Genomic DNA, 16,347 nt, shown 5'->3' on the forward strand with positions numbered 1-16,347 from the left:
TCATGGAAACCCCTTCATCCAAGGAGCCAATGTGTAAGGCGAAAATAGCTTTAACCGTGCTATTTTCGCCGATTCTTTTTGACAATTTCTATCCATTCACATGTTACACCGCCTAAAATAACTAGGCGGTGTTTTTATTTTATGATGTACAGATCTTATCACCACATGAAAATAAAACGTTGAATTCAAGAGTACTTTTTGTTCTTAAAGCTTATTGTTTGCTAAAATAAAGGTAAGATAAGAAGAGAGCGAAATGGAGGAACATGAATGACACAAAAACTAGTATTAATTGACGGGAATAGTATTGCCTACCGTGCATTTTTTGCTTTGCCGCTTTTAAACAATGATAAAGGAATACATACAAATGCCATATATGGCTTTACTACAATGCTGACACGTATCTTAGAGGAAGAGAAGCCGACGCATTTACTTGTGGCATTTGACGCAGGGAAAACAACGTTTCGTCACAAAACATTTACAGAATACAAAGGAGGCAGACAAAAGACGCCTCCTGAACTTTCAGAGCAGTTTCCCTTTATTCGTGAGTTATTAGATGCATATGGGATTAAGCGCTATGAACTGCCTGATTATGAAGCAGATGATATTATCGGTACACTTTCAAAACAAGCTGAACAAAAAGGAATGGCCGTAAAAGTCATTTCCGGAGATAAAGATTTACTTCAGCTTGTGTCAGAACATGTAACCGTAGATATTACGAGAAAAGGAATTACGGATGTCGATTCCTATACGCCTGCAGCCATTGATGAAAAGTATGGTATTACGGCTGCACAAATTATTGATATGAAAGGCCTTATGGGGGACAGCTCGGATAATATCCCAGGCGTGCCCGGAGTCGGCGAAAAAACAGCCTTAAAGCTATTAAAAGAGTTCGAAACGGTTGAAAATGTATTGAAATCTATCGATCAAGTCAGCGGTAAAAAATTAAAAGAAAAGCTAGAAGATAATCGTGAATCAGCCATCATGAGTAAAAAGCTTGCAACGATTTATTGCGAAGCGCCTCTTGAAGTATCTGTAGAAGATGCAAAGTATGACGGGTTTGAATCTTCAAAGGTCATCTCATTATTTAAAGAGCTTGGGTTTAATTCTCTGCTTGCTAAATTTGGTGAATCAGCAGAAGAGGAAGCAGATTTTGAAGAACTGACGTTTGAAATAGCGCAGGAAGTTCACGATGATATGTTAACAAGCGAAGCAGCTCTGATCGTAGAAGGGTATGAAGAAAACTATCATCACAATCAGCTGCTCGGTTTTGGAATCAGCAACAAAAATGGCCACTATTTTATTGATAAAGATACAGCTCTTTCATCTTCTAAATTTAAAGCGTGGTTAGAAGATGAACGTGTAAAAAAGACGGTGTTTAATGGAAAACGCACGATTGTATCGTTAAAATGGGCGGGGCATGAAATTAAAGGAATTGAACATGATGTAATGATTGCTTCTTACATCTTGAATCCTGCTGAGGCAAATGATGACCTAGCGACAATTGCAAAATTAAAAGGGTATCATCAAGTGCAATCAGATGAAGCTGTGTATGGAAAAGGAGCTAAGCGAAGCATTGCGGAAGCTGCTCAGCTAGCTGAGCATGTTATAAGAAAAGCAGCCGCCGTCGCTTATTTAAAAGAAGTGTTAGAAAAAGAATTGGTTGAAAATGAACAGTTTGAGCTGTTTGAGAAGCTTGAAATGCCTCTTGCCATTGTCCTTGCTGATATGGAATATCAAGGGGTGAAAATTGACCGGGCGCGTTTAGATGAAATGGGCGAAGATCTTCGAGAACAGCTTGAAAAAATTGAAGCGAAAATCTACGAATACGCTGGACAAGAATTTAATATTAATTCGCCAAAGCAGCTAGGAGTTGTTCTTTTTGAAAAAATGCAGCTTCCAGTCATAAAGAAAACAAAAACAGGCTATTCCACATCAGCTGATGTATTAGAGCAATTAGCTAGTACCCATGATATTATCCCAGAGATTTTACAATACCGTCAGCTAGGAAAATTACAGTCTACGTATATTGAAGGATTAAAAAAGGTTATTCATGAAAGCGATGGAAAAGTTCATACCCGCTTTAATCAAACATTAACTCAAACGGGAAGGTTAAGCTCAGTAGATCCTAACTTGCAAAACATCCCGATTCGTCTTGAAGAAGGTAAAAAAATAAGAGGTGCGTTTGTGCCTTCACAGCCCGATTGGTTAATATTTGCGGCGGATTATTCACAAATTGAGCTGCGCGTACTGGCTCATATTGCAGATGATGAAAAGCTAATCGATGCGTTTAAGCATGACTTAGATATCCATACGAAAACAGCGATGGATGTGTTCCACGTCGAAAGAGAAGAAGTAACGTCGAATATGCGCCGTCAGGCTAAAGCAGTTAACTTTGGAATCGTCTATGGCATTAGTGATTACGGTTTATCGCAAAGTTTAGGAATTACAAGAAAAGCAGCGGCTACTTTTATTGAACGCTATTTAAAAAGCTTCCCTGGTGTACAGGAGTATATGGATACGATTGTACGCGATGCAAAAGAAAAGGGATATGTAACAACGCTCTTGCACCGCCGACGTTACTTGCCTGAAATCACGAGCCGAAACTTTAACCTCCGCAGCTTCGCTGAGCGTACGGCGATGAATACGCCTATCCAAGGGACGGCAGCTGATATTATTAAAAAAGCAATGATTGAAATGGATAAGCGCTTAAAAGATGAAAATCTTCAGGCTAAGCTGCTGCTTCAAGTACACGATGAGCTGATTTTTGAAGCCCCAGAAGAAGAAATTAAAATTTTAGAGAAAATCGTACCAGAAGTAATGGAGAACGCTTTAGAGTTAGAAGTTCCGTTGAAAGTAGATTATTCTTACGGAAAGACTTGGTACGAAGCAAAGTAGTGGAAAAAGGATGTGACAAACGTGCCAGAATTACCAGAAGTTGAAACCGTCAGACGTACGTTAATTGAATTAGCCAGTGGAAAGACCATTGAGCGTGTAACAGTTAAATGGCCCAATATTATCAAACGTCCTGAACAAGTTGAACAGTTTTGTGACGCGCTTGTTGGACAAACCATTCGAGATGTTGAACGCAGAGGTAAGTTTTTGAAAATTGTGCTCGATGATTATACGATGGTTTCTCATTTACGTATGGAAGGCAAATATGCTCTCCATGAGAATGCAGAAGAACCAGATAAGCATGTACACGTCTTTTTTCACTTCACCGATGGAACAGAATTGCGATACCGGGATGTAAGGAAGTTTGGTACTATGCACTTATTTAAAAAGGGAGAGGAAAATCTGTTTCCTCCTCTTATTGGCCTTGGACCTGAACCGTTTGACGAAACATTTAATCCAAGTCAATTAAAAATGAGAATCGGCAAAACTTCTCGAAAAATCAAGCCGGTTTTACTCGATCAAAATGTCGTGGTTGGGCTTGGAAATATTTATGTAGATGAAGCACTGTTTCGCGCAGGGATTCATCCTGAACGAGTGGCCAGCCAATTAACAGACGAAGAGTATGAAAAATTGTACAAAGAAATTGTAGCGACTCTTCAAGAAGCTGTGAAACAAGGAGGCAGCACGATTCGCACGTATGTAAATACACAGGGACAAATAGGCATGTTTCAGCAGCAGCTTTATGTGTACGGAAGAAAAGGCGAATCTTGTAAAATGTGCGGTACGCCAATTGAAAAATTTGTTGTAGGCGGTAGAGGAACACATATCTGCCCAAATTGTCAGCCGGCTAAAAAATAACAATGGATGGGCTCCTTTCATATACTACGTATAGACAGAAAGGAAAGGAGTCCTCTCATCATGATAACATTTTCTTTACTTATTCTTGCTTTTGCCGTAAGTCTTGACAGCTTTAGCGTTGGCCTGACGTACGGACTTCGAAAGGTGAAAATCCCGCTGAAATCCATTTTTATTATTTCATGTTGCTCAGCATTTTCTTTAATGTTTTCTATGTTTTTAGGAAAAGTACTTACGCATCTATTTTCAGTGGATGTACTAAATAAAGTAGGCGGAGGTATTCTTGTTCTGCTTGGGATGTGGATTTTATACCAGTTTTTTTGTCCGGCAGATTCATCTCGAGTGAAAGAAGAAAAAACATTAGTGAAAATTGAAATTAAGTCAATTGGCCTAGTCATTAACGTATTGAAAAAGCCAATTGCAGCAGATTTAGATAATTCAGGTTCCATCAATGGAATTGAAGCATTTATACTTGGAATTGCATTATCTCTTGATGCATTTGGAGCAGGGTTTGGAGCGGCTTTATTAGGTTATTCGCCGTATGCTCTAGCAATTGCTGTAGCTCTTATGAGTTCTCTTTTTTTAAGTGCGGGCATACAGTTTGGCAAGGTTTTTTCACGTTTATCATGGATGAAAATGTTCTCGTTTGTACCAGGAGTTCTGCTCATTATTTTAGGTATTTTTAGATTTTAAATAAAGAGATAAAGGAGAGACCAATGTCTATTGTAATTGGATTAACGGGCGGAATTGCAAGCGGAAAAAGCACGGTAACCGGAATGCTACGAGATATCAATATTCCGGTAATTGATGCTGATCACATTGCAAAAGAAGTCGTAGAACCAGGAAAAGAAGCATACAAACAAATTGTCGAGACGTTCGGCCGCTCTATTCTTCACGAGAATGCGGAAATCAATCGAGCGGCTTTAGGGGAAATTGTGTTTTATCAAGAGGAAGAACGTAAAAAGTTGAATGCAATTGTACATCCTGCCGTAAGAAAAGAAATGCTTTCTCAAAAGGAAAGCTATATAGAGGAAGGTTACGAAGCCGTTGTATTAGATATTCCGCTGCTGTTTGAAAGTGATTTGACACACTTAGTCGATAAAGTAGTGGTTGTATATGTCGATGAGTCTGTGCAGCTAGAAAGATTAAAGTCACGTAATAATCTCTCAGCGGAAGATGCTTATGCGCGTATCCATGCACAGCTGCCTTTGATTCAAAAAGTAGCTTTAGCCGATGCGGTGATCAATAACAACGGTCCTGTAGAGGAAACAAAACAACAGCTTTTAAGTATATTAGCCCTATGGCTAGATTAAAGAGTGAATGATTGCATTCACTCTTTTTTTATTGGGAATATTTAAGGACTTCTAAAAAAGAATGTGTTAAATATCTGTTCTCGCTATATACATATAGTAAAACTTAATTAAAATAATTTATTAAAAAAAATTAATATTATTCACTTTTTAAATATTTATGTTATACTATTCAATATAAAAAGTTAAATAGTATAACACATATAGAGAGGGGTATAGCCATGAAAGCACGTATTGCCATTAATGGTTTTGGGAGAATAGGAAGAATGGTGTTTCGCACAGCGATTATAGAGGAAAATTTAGATATTATTGCAATAAATGCATCTTATCCAGCAGAAACGTTAGCACATTTAATCAAATATGACTCTATACACGGACCATTTAATGGAGATGTCAAATGTGATGATGATGCGCTAATTGTTAACGGTAAAAGAATTCAGCTATTAAATTCACGTGATCCGCTGAATTTGCCTTGGAAAGAGCTTGGGATTGATTTAGTTGTTGAAGCAACGGGGAAATTTAATTCAAGAGAAAAAGCGCAGTTACATATTGAAGCAGGTGCGAAAAAAGTTGTGTTAACGGCACCGGGTAAACAAGAAGATATTACCATTGTGATGGGCGTAAACGAACGAGAGTTTGATGTGAATCAGCATAACATTATTTCTAATGCCTCTTGTACGACAAATTGTCTAGCTCCAGTTGTCAAGGTACTAGACGAAGCGTTCACAATTGAAAACGGTTTAATGACGACCGTTCATGCATATACAAATGATCAAAAGAATATCGATAATCCGCATAAAGATTTGCGAAGAGCTCGTGCGTGTGCTCAATCAATTATTCCTACAACAACTGGAGCAGCCAAGGCACTTTCATTAGTTCTTCCACATTTAAAAGGAAAGCTTCATGGGATGGCGCTTCGTGTACCAACGCCGAACGTATCGCTTGTCGATTTAGTTGTGGATGTAAGGAAACCTGTGACGATGGAAGATGTTAATTTAGCGTTTATTAAAGCTGCTGAAGGGCCATTAAAGAATATTTTAAATTTAACAATGGAACCACTCGTATCAATTGACTTTAATACAAATCCTCATTCAGCTATTGTAGATGGACTATCCACGATCGTAATGGAAGATCATAAAATTAAAGTGTTAGCTTGGTACGATAACGAGTGGGGCTACTCTCAGCGCGTAGTCGATTTGGTAAGATATATTGCTGCAGAAATGCGTAATGGATCAAAAATAAGAGTAAGCTAAGAAAGCTATTGATTGCTTTAAAAAAACAGGGAGCTATCGCCCTGTTTTTTTTGTTTTTATTCAAAAGAATAGGGAAAAGCAATAAGATAAGCATGCAAAGGGGTGTTTATTTTCCTCAATTTTAATAAAAAATTAATAGTCGTTTAGAAGCTTTTACACACTGTTTCACGAGAATACAGGGGTAATTTGTATAGGTCTATCTGCAAGAACAATCTTTAATAAAATCAAAACACGTATTGCAAAATAAATGTAAACAAAGTATACTATGTTTCGTGAACTTCTTGTGTACCTTTCGGTGATGTGGCTACTTAAAGGGTTAGGACCTCTTTGGACTAACTTTCCCCCGTGGTAGTTAACATGCTATATGGCGAAAGAACTTCATGTTTAACGATTAAAAATTGTTAAAGGGGGAAATATCATTATGGAAACAATGGGTCGTCATGTCATCTCAGAATTATGGGGATGCGATTTCGATAAGTTAAATGATATTGATTATATTGAAAAAACGTTTGTTGATGCAGCTTTAAAATCTGGTGCGGAAGTTCGCGAAGTAGCGTTCCATAAATTTGCACCTCAAGGTGTAAGTGGCGTTGTTATTATTTCAGAATCACATTTAACGATTCACAGCTTCCCAGAGCATGGTTATGCAAGTATCGATGTTTATACTTGTGGTCATTTAGATCCTACAATCGCAGCAGATTATATTGCAGATGCTCTAAGTGCACAGACACGTGAAACAATTGAATTGCCACGTGGAATGGGTCCTGTTCAGGTAAAACAAACTAAAGCGAATGCACTTTAATAGTGTCGATTGATTACGTAAGTTAAGAGGTGTATTACACACCTCTTTTTAGTATATAAATTTTTAATACGCAAAAACAAAGGGGATAACAACATGGGGGTAGTACAAGCAGTTAAATCTTTATTTTCTAATCATGTAGAAACAAGCGATCACCATTCAGATCCGACTCTAAAAACGCATTATTATAAAACAACGGCTGGGAATGCATTTAAGCAAGTTCATGAAATGTTGAAGCACATGCAAGGGATAGAGATACTTGCTGCATATGAAGAGCGAGGAGAAATTAGCTTAAACGTTGTAAAAGGAAGAAAAGCTTTTGTTGTGATTACCATTATTAACGTACGTCCTCTTGAAACCGCTATCGATTTTTCTGCTACAACAGAATCAAAAGTGGTGCCGGTTGATTTTGGTTTTAGTAAAGAACTCGTACGTACGCTTTATAAGAGCTTTGATCAAAAACTTATTCCTCTTTCTTCGTAAGTTCCTTGTCATTTTTGAATTTCAGGAAATAAAATGGGGAAATTCCTTTTCCTTTACTTGTATTCAAGCCTTGTTTTCTATAAGATGGAATAAAGCAAATCCTTTAATACAGCATCGTGTTTGTTAAAGGAAATGATGATAAAAATCATAATGAATGGCGAATAGCCGGCTAACATAGATGGAAATTAACTTATATAAGAGAAAATAAAAAGAAAAACAAGGTTTATTATTGGAGCTGAGAATATGAAGTGCCCATCCTGTCATTACAATGGAACGAGAGTGCTGGACTCGCGCCCTGTAGAAGAAGGCCGCTCTATTCGTAGAAGACGTGAATGCGAAGAGTGTCACTATCGTTTTACAACTTTTGAGAAAGTAGAAGAACTTCCGTTAATTGTTGTAAAAAAAGATGGAGCGAGAGAAGAGTTCAGCAAAGACAAAATCCTTCGAGGGTTAATTAAGGCGTGTGAAAAACGCCAAGTAAGCTTAAAACAATTAGAAGATACCGTACACGATATTGAAACAGAGCTGCGCAGTCAGGGTACATCAGAGGTGCAGTCAGATGTGGTAGGAGAAATGGTGATGGAGCGATTAGCTGCTATCGATGAAGTCTCTTATGTTCGATTTGCTTCTGTATACCGACAATTTAAAGACATCAATGTATTTATTGATGAATTAAAAGATTTAATTAAGAAGGAACGACTGTAAAAGAGCTATTGAAGTATTCTTTAGGCTCTTTTTTTGTCATTTCTATTACTTTAAAAGTAGGTAGGGAACGACATGAAAGAACAACATTGGAAAGAAATGATACCGGTCGATCGTTATGTTGTTCGTTCGAACGGCATACTGCAGGAATACGACCGAAAGATTTTAACCATGCTCTATCAGCCGTTGGTGGGTACGACCTGCTTTGGTCTGTATATGACGCTATGGAGCGAGCTGGAACAAGACCGTTTATGGGGGAAAGAGTCTACACATCATCATCTAATGTCAATGATGCAAATTAATTTGAAAGCTATTTACCATGAGCGGTTAAAATTAGAAGGCATTGGTTTGTTAAAAACATATATTAAGGAAGAAGATGATGTTCGTGTGTTCATTTATGAGCTCATTCCTCCTCTTACGCCCCATCAGTTTTTTAACGACGGTGTGTTAAATGTATATTTATATAACCGACTTGGAAAATCCATCTTTCAAAAAGTGAAAAATTATTTTTCGGATTCACTCGTCGATGACCAATCGTTTAAAGATGTCACGCATTCATTTAACGATGTATTTAAATCAGTTAAAGCAACAGAGCTGGCTCCAAGTTTTCAGTCTGAAAGCAAGGATGTATTTTCTCCTGATGCTCAAACGGACTTTGTGGATTCCTCCAAACGCGCTTCTATTGAGATGAGCCCGGATTCCTTTGATTTTGATTTATTTTTAGCAGGTCTAACAGATTCAATGATTTCGAAAAGGTCCATTACATCTAAAGTAAAACAAGCGATTGAAAAACTAGCTTTTTTATACGGTATCGATCCTCTTCAAATGAAAAATGTGGTGCTCGATTCGCTAAATGAGAACGATCAAGTTGATATTGAATTGCTTAGAAAAGCAGCACAGTCCTTTTACCAATTTGAAAATGGAGAAGCACTTCCAAATCTAAGCGAACAAATTCAGCCGCCTATGCTTCGTACCATGCAGGAAAAGCAGCCGCAGACAAAGGAAGAGCAGCTTATTCAACAGCTTGAAGTGACTTCTCCTCGACAGCTTTTGATCGAGTTTTCCGGGGGAGCAGAGCCTTCAAAAGCAGATTTGCAAATGATTGAAGAAGTGATGTTTAACCAAAAACTTTCACCAGGGGTAGTAAATGTTCTGATTTACTATGTTATGCTAAGATCCGATATGAAATTGTCTAAGAGCTATGTAGAGAAAATTGCTGGACACTGGGCGCGCAAAAAGGTCCAAACTGTTCAAGATGCCATGAATTTAGCTAAAAATGAACAGAAAGAATATCAGAATTGGACTGAAGCAAAGCAAAATAAAAAAACGGCTGGACGAAAGATTGTGCGTAAAGAAATGGTGCCAGAGTGGCTGAGCGATGAAGAAAAAGAAGAGAAAAAGCAGCCTTCAAAAGAAGTGGACGGATTTGAAGAAGAAAAACGAAAGCTACAAGAAGAGCTCAAGCAGTTAGATCAAGAGCTAAAACAAAAGCATAAAGAATAAAAAGCAGGTATGATAGAGACGAGGTGAAAAAGATGAAGCCTATCAATGATTCACTAAATCAGTTAGTGAACAAAAAGGATTTTAAAGCACGCTTAGAAGCGTTAAGAAACAGTATCCTGTCTAATCCTGAAGTTAAAACATTTTTACAAGAGCATCGCCATGAGTTAGATGAGCAAATGGTCGACCGAGGTCTGATGAAGATGCATGAATTTATCGACCAAAGCAAATGCTGTGACAAGTGTCCTTCTCTGCAAAGCTGTGTCAACATGGTGAAAGGATACCACCCTCAGCTGGTTGTAAAAGGCCGTAATATTGATTTACAGTATGAACGCTGTCCTAGAAAAGTACAAGAAGATGAGCGAAAAGAACAAGAATCTTTTATTCAGTGTATGTACGTGCCGAAAGAAATTTTACAGGCAACAATGTCTGATATCGAAATTGAGCAGGGAAGATTTGAGGCCATTAAACTAGTAAGAGATTTTGTGCGAGAATATGAGCCAAATAAGAAAATGAAAGCTTTGTATTTACACGGTTCGTTTGGTGTGGGGAAAACGTATTTTCTTGGAGCAATTGCCAATGCGTTAGCCGAAAAGAAAGTGAAATCTACCATTCTGTATGTCCCGGAGTTTTTGCGTGAGTTAAAAGGTTCGTTTCAAGATCAAAGTTTCAATGAGAAAATAGAGTATGTCAAAAAAGTACCGGTTCTTATGCTTGATGATCTCGGAGCAGAATCCGTAACGAGCTGGATGCGAGACGATGTGCTCGGAACCATTTTACAATTTCGCATGCTCGAAAATTTGCCGACATTTTTCAGCTCGAATTTAAATTTTAAAGAGCTTCAACATCATTTGACTTATACCCAAAGAGGCGAGCAGGAAGAGCTCAAAGCCGCTCGTGTCATGGAACGAATTAAGTCTCTAGCCGTTCCTGTTGAAATGAATGGAGAGAATAAACGAAATAGATGAGCAGGTCGTTTTACATTTCTTGTAACGACTTGCTCATTTTTTTGCATGTTGCCCCATATACATTAATAAAGCGTGTCCAAAGGGGGGCTATGAGGAATGAAAATATTCTTTAAATATGTAGAAGACGCAGTCGTTGTATATGAGTCTTTATGCGCGAAGCGAAGCGCTTTATCATATGGTTCACAGTGCTTGAAGCTGGTGAATAATCAGCTTTTAGTCATTGATGAGACATACAATAGAGAGGCCATTTTACAAGACATGGTGATACCGGTATTAACACACGTAATTTTAAAAAAGAAAGAAAAAAAGATGATGGTAAACATATTAAAAGAACAATTTTTCTATTCAGAAGAGGAAGAGCAAGATTTGCTGCTTCAAATTATGGGGGGGATTATGGAAGGAGAGAGAGGCGAAATCCCTCAAAAAACATTTTCTTTTCCAAGAGAATTACTTATCCGCCAGGCTCTTCAAGACTTCTTCATTCATAATGTAACATTCACCTTTGAGTCTTTTCTCCAATTCCGTTTAAAAGAATATCAAGAGCGGCTGCGTTATTATGCCGAGCTGGCAATTGATGAATATAAGCTTGAACAAGACTATCAAATTCTTATTCATCAGCTGCGTCAAGCAGCTAATGAAAGAAAGTCATCTACAGGCGATGTGTATGTAATGCACTTGAATAAAAACAAGTTTGTACTGTACGACCACAACAATAGATATGTTCCTGAACGTGAATGTGCAGCTCTAGCAGAGGCCTTTTTATCTGAACAAGAATCATTATACATAGACTCAACTATTATCGCGCCTTTGCTAAGTTTATCTCCAGCTGCTATTCATCTGTATAGCGACCAGCATGATCATGATTTTGTTTATACCATTCAAAATATCTTCCAAGAAAAAGTCATGTTATACGAAAAAAATGAATTTCCGTTTGATCAAAAGCAAAATATAACGTGAAAGGTTGATTTCTATTTTGAAAATGAATATAATAAATGCATATTGAAAAACAGCTATATGTTACAAGTTATGATGAGGACATGAGTGTATATTTACGGTTTGTAGAGAGGGAGATCTAGGCTGAAAATCTCCTAACACGGAATATATTCTTACCACCTCTAAACTTCAGTAGTAAACGAGCAGAGCCTCTAGTAATTACTGACGGAATTTCCGTTATAAAACCTCGAGCCGCTTCGGGTTCTTTGGGTTATCCAAGATACGAAGAGGAAACAAGGGTGGTACCGCGTGTATACACAACTCGTCCCTTTTTATAGGGGACGAGTTTTTTGTTTTTACAAAAAGTTTATTAGTTATGTTAAAGGAGTGGAAAGTTGTGTCAGAAGTAATCAAAATGACATTCCCTGATGGAGCTGTTAAAGAGTATCCAAAAGGATCATCAACAGAAGATATTGCGGCTTCTATTAGCCCGGGATTAAAGAAAAAAGCATTAGCAGGCAAAGTAAACGGCGAGCTGCTGGATTTACGTACGCCAATTGAACAAGATGGCAGTCTTGAAATCATTACGCAAGATGCTCCTGAAGCGCTTGAAATTATGCGTCACAGTACAGCGCATTTAATGGCTCAAGCAATCAAACGTTTATACAAAGATGTAAAAGTACAGCTAGGTGTAGGGCCGGTTATCGAAAACGGTTTTTACTATGACATCGATATGGAAGAATCAATTACTCCTGAAGATTTAGGTAAAATTGAAAAAGAAATGAAAAAAATCGCTAATTCAAATATTGAAATTGAACGAAAAGAAGTTTCTCGTGAAGAAGCCATTCAACTTTTTAAAGAAGTTGGCGATGAACTGAAGCTTGAATTGATCGATGCGATTCCAGCAGGTGAAAAGGTTACGATTTACCAACAAGGCGAATTCTTTGACCTTTGCCGAGGCGTGCACGTGCCGTCAACAGGTAAAATTAAAGAATTTAAACTATTAAGCGTGGCGGGTGCTTATTGGCGCGGAGACAGCGATAACCAAATGCTGCAGCGTATTTATGGTACAGCATTCTTTACAAAAGCAGATTTAGACGAGCATCTTCGTCTTCTTGAAGAAGCAAAAGAACGTGACCACCGTAAACTTGGTAAAGAGCTAAACTTATTTACAAATTCTCAAAAAGTAGGACAAGGTCTGCCTTTATGGCTTCCAAAAGGTGCGACAATCCGCCGTATTATCGAGCGTTATATCGTAGATAAAGAAGTAAGCCTTGGTTATCAGCACGTTTACACTCCAGTGCTCGGAAGTGTAGAACTTTACAAAACGTCTGGTCACTGGGAGCACTACCAAGATGACATGTTCCCTGCAATGGAAATGGATAACGAAGACCTTGTGCTTCGTCCAATGAACTGTCCTCATCACATGATGGTTTACAAACAAGGTATTCACAGCTATCGTGAGCTTCCAATCCGTATTGCTGAGCTTGGAACGATGCACCGCTACGAAATGTCAGGAGCATTATCAGGACTTCAGCGTGTTCGAGGCATGACGCTAAATGATGCGCATATCTTTGTACGTCCGGATCAAATCAAAGAAGAATTTATTCGTGTGGTTCGCTTAGTTGAAGCGGTTTATAAAGATTTTGGGTTTGAAAATTATTCATTCCGTCTATCTTACCGTGACCCTGAAGATACAGAAAAATACTTTGACGATGATGCAATGTGGGAAAAAGCACAAAGCATGTTAAAAGACGCAATGGATGAGCTTGACCTTGATTATTATGAAGCTGAAGGCGAAGCGGCATTCTACGGTCCAAAATTAGACGTTCAAGTTAAAACGGCTCTTGGTAAAGAAGAGACGCTATCTACGGTTCAACTGGATTTCTTACTTCCTGAACGATTTGATTTAACGTATGTAGGGGAAGACGGAAAACAACATCGACCGGTTGTTATTCACCGCGGCGTGGTGTCAACAATGGAACGTTTTGTAGCTTTCTTAATCGAAGAATACAAAGGAGCTTTCCCAACGTGGTTAGCACCTGTACAAGTTCAAGTGATTCCGGTATCACCTACGGTTCACCTTGAGTATGCAAAAGAAGTACAAGAACAGCTTCAGCTTGCCGGTATTCGTGTGGAACTTGATTCTCGCGATGAGAAAATTGGCTATAAAATCCGTGAGGCTCAAATGCAAAAAATTCCTTATATGCTTGTTGTAGGGGATAAAGAAGTAGAGGATAAAGCAGTAAACGTACGTAAATATGGTGAGCAGAATTCAGAAACAGTGGATTTCCAAGCCTTTTTACAAAATGTAAAAGCAGAAGCATCTCGTTAATGAAGAAAGCAGAGAATTGAAATTCTCTGCTTTTTTATCTAACATTTATAAAAAACTGTTGCATAAATGTTTTTCCTTTGATACAATAACTTTTGTTGTGAAAAAAGAACGAAATCATTGACTTTTGTCTTTGTTGATACTATAATAGCTTAAGTAATTGAATACTTGTTTATACAGAAGAAGAAGCACCCGCTTCTCACCTGAGTGACGCATAGAGCAGTTAGCAGGTACATCGTATCTTAATTAAAACGATAGAAGTGTGGGTGCAGTATGTACTCACACTTTTTTGTGTGAGTTAATAATCGGTCTAAGCAAGCGTATTCGCTCATTAAACCTTGGAGGTGGCTACTTATTAGCAAGGACATGATGGTAAACGAGGGCATTCGAGCTCGCGAAGTTCGTCTAATTGATCAAAACGGTGAACAATTAGGAATTAAATCAAAAAATGAAGCATTAGAAATTGCTTCACGAGTAAATCTTGACTTAGTAATGGTTGCTGCAAATGCGAAACCGCCGGTATGTCGTATTATGGACTACGGTAAATTCCGCTATGAGCAACAACGTAAAGAAAGAGAAGCTCGTAAAAACCAAAAAGTTGTAAACTTAAAAGAAGTTCGTTTAAGTCCAACAATTGATGAACATGATTTTAACACTAAACTTCGTAACGCACGCAAGTTCCTTGAAAAAGGTGACAAAGTGAAAGCGTCTATTCGCTTTAAAGGTCGTGCCATTACTCATAAAGGGATTGGCCAAAAAGTACTTGAACGTTTTTCACAAGCTTGCGAAGATGTAAGTTCAGTTGAATCGGCTCCTAAAATGGAAGGCCGCAGCATGTTCTTAGTCTTGGCACCTAAAAACGAAAAGTAATAGAACGAGGAGGAACACCCCATGCCAAAAATGAAAACACATCGTGGCGCTGCAAAGCGTTTCAAAAAGACTGGAAGCGGTAAATTAAAACGTGCTCGTGCTTACACAAGCCATTTATTCGCTAACAAATCTACAAAACAAAAGCGTAAATTACGTAAAGGTTCTTTAGTAAGCAAAGGTGACTTCAAACGTATCCGTCACTTATTAGATAACATTAAGTAATTTGGGTTGAGATAGAAACAATACAGGAGGTAAACAATTATGCCACGCGTAAAAGGCGGTACAGTAACACGCAAACGTCGTAAAAAAGTTTTAAAATTAGCTAAAGGTTTCTTCGGTTCGAAGCATAGATTATATAAAGTTGCTAATCAGCAAGTTATGAAATCTCACATGTATGCTTATCGTGACCGTCGTCAGAAAAAACGTGACTTCCGTAAATTATGGATCACACGTATTAATGCAGCTGCTCGTATGAACGGTCTTTCTTACAGCCGTTTAATGCACGGTTTAAAATTAGCAGGTATTGAAGTTAACCGCAAAATGCTTGCTGACTTAGCTGTAGCTGATGAAAAAGCATTTGCTGAATTAGCAACTGCTGCTAAAAAAGGCTTAGATAAGTAATGAATATAAAGTCTCGTCATCTTTAGATGATGAGGCTTTTTTGCTATTGGAGGACATATCATGAATGAACTGCTGCTTACCTATTTTATTATTATTAATATCGTAGGGGTAGGAATGATGTATAGAGATAAACAAAAAGCGAAAAGACATGAGTGGCGAATTGCCGAAAGCACACTGTGGACGGTAGCTGCTATCGGAGGAGCTCTTGGAGGACTGATTGGTATGTATTGCTATCGTCATAAAACGAAGCACACATCGTTTACAGTAGGTTTTCCTATTCTTGCTGCTCTTGACTTACTTTTCTTTTTTGTTATCAGCTGAGCACAAATGATTTTGTGCTCAGTGTAAAAATTCTCGAACGGGGCTTTTCCAGCGAATAGGAGCATTTGGATACATGTCGTGTACGTGGCTTTCCAGCAGCTTGAAATCTTGTTTTTGCAGTTCGTGTAACCGAGATGGATCTGTTAACACCATTGTAATTGACAAAGATTCTGGTTCATTGGGATTGCTGTATTTTTCTCCTTCAAATAAAATACCTTTATACGTTAGTAGAAAATTTTTGCGGATATTCGTTTTTTCATCAACGACAAAAAATTGCTGATGTTCCTGAGCTGCTACAAGCTTCCGCTTTGGACTGCGAAAATGCTGAACCAGCTTTAATAGTGTGTAAGCAACAAGCGCGAAAATGAACACGCGAACGATAACAATAACAAACATAACGCTCCCTCCTTTACAAGGCACAGTTTTCTTACTTTACGTTCGAGTTTCTAAAAAGTTTCATGATTTTTGATATAATTTCTTTATTGGTTTAAAAAGAAGAAGATATACA

General features: G+C 38.1%; 17 protein-coding genes and 2 other annotated features. Of the genes, 16 read left to right on the forward strand and 1 reads right to left on the reverse strand.

Translation table 11 applies throughout. The annotated features are described in order from the left end of the window. Positions 1-267 precede the first annotated feature (267 nt). From polA to ACFX4E_RS00760, 16 genes are all read left to right on the forward strand, one after another. Positions 268-2,895, forward strand: coding sequence for a DNA polymerase I (gene polA, locus ACFX4E_RS00685; protein ID WP_028410525.1), 2,628 nt, complete (start codon positions 268-270; stop codon positions 2,893-2,895). A gap of 21 nt (positions 2,896-2,916) precedes the next feature. After that, positions 2,917-3,750 carry a DNA-formamidopyrimidine glycosylase gene (gene mutM, locus ACFX4E_RS00690; RefSeq protein ID WP_377238316.1) on the forward strand — a complete coding sequence of 278 codons (834 nt, stop codon included), beginning with the start codon at positions 2,917-2,919 and terminating at the stop codon, positions 3,748-3,750. Between the two features lie 60 nt (positions 3,751-3,810). Further along, positions 3,811-4,440 carry a sporulation membrane protein YtaF gene (ytaF, locus tag ACFX4E_RS00695; RefSeq protein ID WP_028410526.1) on the forward strand — a complete coding sequence of 210 codons (630 nt, stop codon included), beginning with the start codon at positions 3,811-3,813 and terminating at the stop codon, positions 4,438-4,440. A 23-nt stretch (positions 4,441-4,463) separates the two neighbouring features. Beyond that, positions 4,464-5,060 (forward strand): dephospho-CoA kinase, encoded by a 597-nt coding sequence (gene coaE, locus ACFX4E_RS00700; protein ID WP_016765703.1) that lies wholly within the window; start codon positions 4,464-4,466, stop codon positions 5,058-5,060. 218 nt (positions 5,061-5,278) lie between these two features. After that, a complete protein-coding gene (locus ACFX4E_RS00705) occupies positions 5,279-6,310 on the forward strand; it encodes a glyceraldehyde-3-phosphate dehydrogenase (RefSeq protein WP_013059435.1) in 1,032 nt (343 codons plus the stop codon). A gap of 421 nt (positions 6,311-6,731) precedes the next feature. After that, positions 6,732-7,112 (forward strand): adenosylmethionine decarboxylase, encoded by a 381-nt coding sequence (gene speD, locus ACFX4E_RS00710; RefSeq protein ID WP_013059434.1) that lies wholly within the window; start codon positions 6,732-6,734, stop codon positions 7,110-7,112. A 93-nt stretch (positions 7,113-7,205) separates the two neighbouring features. Beyond that, positions 7,206-7,592, forward strand: coding sequence for a hypothetical protein (locus tag ACFX4E_RS00715; RefSeq protein WP_013085185.1), 387 nt, complete (start codon positions 7,206-7,208; stop codon positions 7,590-7,592). 243 nt (positions 7,593-7,835) lie between these two features. Next, complete coding sequence (nrdR, locus tag ACFX4E_RS00720) at positions 7,836-8,297, forward strand: transcriptional regulator NrdR (RefSeq protein ID WP_013059432.1); 462 nt, start codon at positions 7,836-7,838, stop codon at positions 8,295-8,297. A gap of 72 nt (positions 8,298-8,369) precedes the next feature. Further along, positions 8,370-9,797, forward strand: coding sequence for a replication initiation and membrane attachment family protein (locus tag ACFX4E_RS00725; protein WP_028410528.1), 1,428 nt, complete (start codon positions 8,370-8,372; stop codon positions 9,795-9,797). Between the two features lie 32 nt (positions 9,798-9,829). Then, entirely contained in the window at positions 9,830-10,762 is a 933-nt protein-coding gene (gene dnaI / locus ACFX4E_RS00730) for a primosomal protein DnaI (RefSeq protein WP_016765700.1), read from the forward strand. A gap of 96 nt (positions 10,763-10,858) precedes the next feature. Then, entirely contained in the window at positions 10,859-11,719 is an 861-nt protein-coding gene (gene ytxC, locus ACFX4E_RS00735; RefSeq protein ID WP_028410529.1) for a sporulation protein YtxC, read from the forward strand. Between the two features lie 60 nt (positions 11,720-11,779). Next, positions 11,780-12,028 (forward strand) — a binding site (T-box leader). 43 nt (positions 12,029-12,071) lie between these two features. Beyond that, positions 12,072-14,030, forward strand: a complete 1,959-nt coding sequence (thrS, locus tag ACFX4E_RS00740) for a threonine--tRNA ligase (RefSeq protein ID WP_377238319.1) — start codon at positions 12,072-12,074, stop codon at positions 14,028-14,030. Between the two features lie 171 nt (positions 14,031-14,201). After that, positions 14,202-14,324 (forward strand) — a sequence feature (ribosomal protein L20 leader region). A gap of 69 nt (positions 14,325-14,393) precedes the next feature. Then, positions 14,394-14,897 carry a translation initiation factor IF-3 gene (infC, locus tag ACFX4E_RS00745; protein ID WP_013059427.1) on the forward strand — a complete coding sequence of 168 codons (504 nt, stop codon included), beginning with the start codon at positions 14,394-14,396 and terminating at the stop codon, positions 14,895-14,897. Positions 14,898-14,918: 21 nt separating this feature from the next. Continuing rightward, positions 14,919-15,119, forward strand: a complete 201-nt coding sequence (gene rpmI / locus ACFX4E_RS00750; protein ID WP_013059426.1) for a 50S ribosomal protein L35 — start codon at positions 14,919-14,921, stop codon at positions 15,117-15,119. 39 nt (positions 15,120-15,158) lie between these two features. Then, positions 15,159-15,518 carry a 50S ribosomal protein L20 gene (gene rplT / locus ACFX4E_RS00755; protein ID WP_013059425.1) on the forward strand — a complete coding sequence of 120 codons (360 nt, stop codon included), beginning with the start codon at positions 15,159-15,161 and terminating at the stop codon, positions 15,516-15,518. Positions 15,519-15,578: 60 nt separating this feature from the next. Beyond that, positions 15,579-15,839, forward strand: a complete 261-nt coding sequence (locus ACFX4E_RS00760; protein ID WP_028410530.1) for a DUF1294 domain-containing protein — start codon at positions 15,579-15,581, stop codon at positions 15,837-15,839. A gap of 18 nt (positions 15,840-15,857) precedes the next feature. On the opposite strand, the gene ACFX4E_RS00765 is transcribed toward ACFX4E_RS00760, so the two are convergent. Next, entirely contained in the window at positions 15,858-16,235 is a 378-nt protein-coding gene (locus ACFX4E_RS00765) for a hypothetical protein (RefSeq protein WP_016765696.1), read from the reverse strand. Positions 16,236-16,347 lie beyond the last annotated feature (112 nt).

Origin of the sequence: Priestia sp. YIM B13491, from assembly GCF_042787605.1 — a bacterium.
In the GTDB taxonomy this organism is placed as follows: Bacteria; Bacillota; Bacilli; order Bacillales; family Bacillaceae_H; genus Priestia; species Priestia megaterium_E.

Bases quoted from the DNA above. Each gene is read 5' to 3' on its own strand.
- polA (WP_028410525.1), top strand. From the start codon at position 268: ATGACACAAAAACTAGTATTAATTGACGGGAATAGTATTGCCTACCGT.
- ytaF (WP_028410526.1), top strand. From the start codon at position 3,811: ATGATAACATTTTCTTTACTTATTCTTGCTTTTGCCGTAAGTCTTGAC.
- coaE (WP_016765703.1), top strand. From the start codon at position 4,464: ATGTCTATTGTAATTGGATTAACGGGCGGAATTGCAAGCGGAAAAAGC.
- ACFX4E_RS00705 (WP_013059435.1), top strand. From the start codon at position 5,279: ATGAAAGCACGTATTGCCATTAATGGTTTTGGGAGAATAGGAAGAATG.
- speD (WP_013059434.1), top strand. From the start codon at position 6,732: ATGGAAACAATGGGTCGTCATGTCATCTCAGAATTATGGGGATGCGAT.
- ACFX4E_RS00715 (WP_013085185.1), top strand. From the start codon at position 7,206: ATGGGGGTAGTACAAGCAGTTAAATCTTTATTTTCTAATCATGTAGAA.
- nrdR (WP_013059432.1), top strand. From the start codon at position 7,836: ATGAAGTGCCCATCCTGTCATTACAATGGAACGAGAGTGCTGGACTCG.
- ACFX4E_RS00725 (WP_028410528.1), top strand. From the start codon at position 8,370: ATGAAAGAACAACATTGGAAAGAAATGATACCGGTCGATCGTTATGTT.
- dnaI (WP_016765700.1), top strand. From the start codon at position 9,830: ATGAAGCCTATCAATGATTCACTAAATCAGTTAGTGAACAAAAAGGAT.
- ytxC (WP_028410529.1), top strand. From the start codon at position 10,859: ATGAAAATATTCTTTAAATATGTAGAAGACGCAGTCGTTGTATATGAG.
- thrS (WP_377238319.1), top strand. From the start codon at position 12,072: ATGTTAAAGGAGTGGAAAGTTGTGTCAGAAGTAATCAAAATGACATTC.
- infC (WP_013059427.1), top strand. From the start codon at position 14,394: ATGATGGTAAACGAGGGCATTCGAGCTCGCGAAGTTCGTCTAATTGAT.
- rpmI (WP_013059426.1), top strand. From the start codon at position 14,919: ATGCCAAAAATGAAAACACATCGTGGCGCTGCAAAGCGTTTCAAAAAG.
- rplT (WP_013059425.1), top strand. From the start codon at position 15,159: ATGCCACGCGTAAAAGGCGGTACAGTAACACGCAAACGTCGTAAAAAA.
- ACFX4E_RS00760 (WP_028410530.1), top strand. From the start codon at position 15,579: ATGAATGAACTGCTGCTTACCTATTTTATTATTATTAATATCGTAGGG.
- ACFX4E_RS00765 (WP_016765696.1), bottom strand. From the start codon at position 16,235: ATGTTTGTTATTGTTATCGTTCGCGTGTTCATTTTCGCGCTTGTTGCT.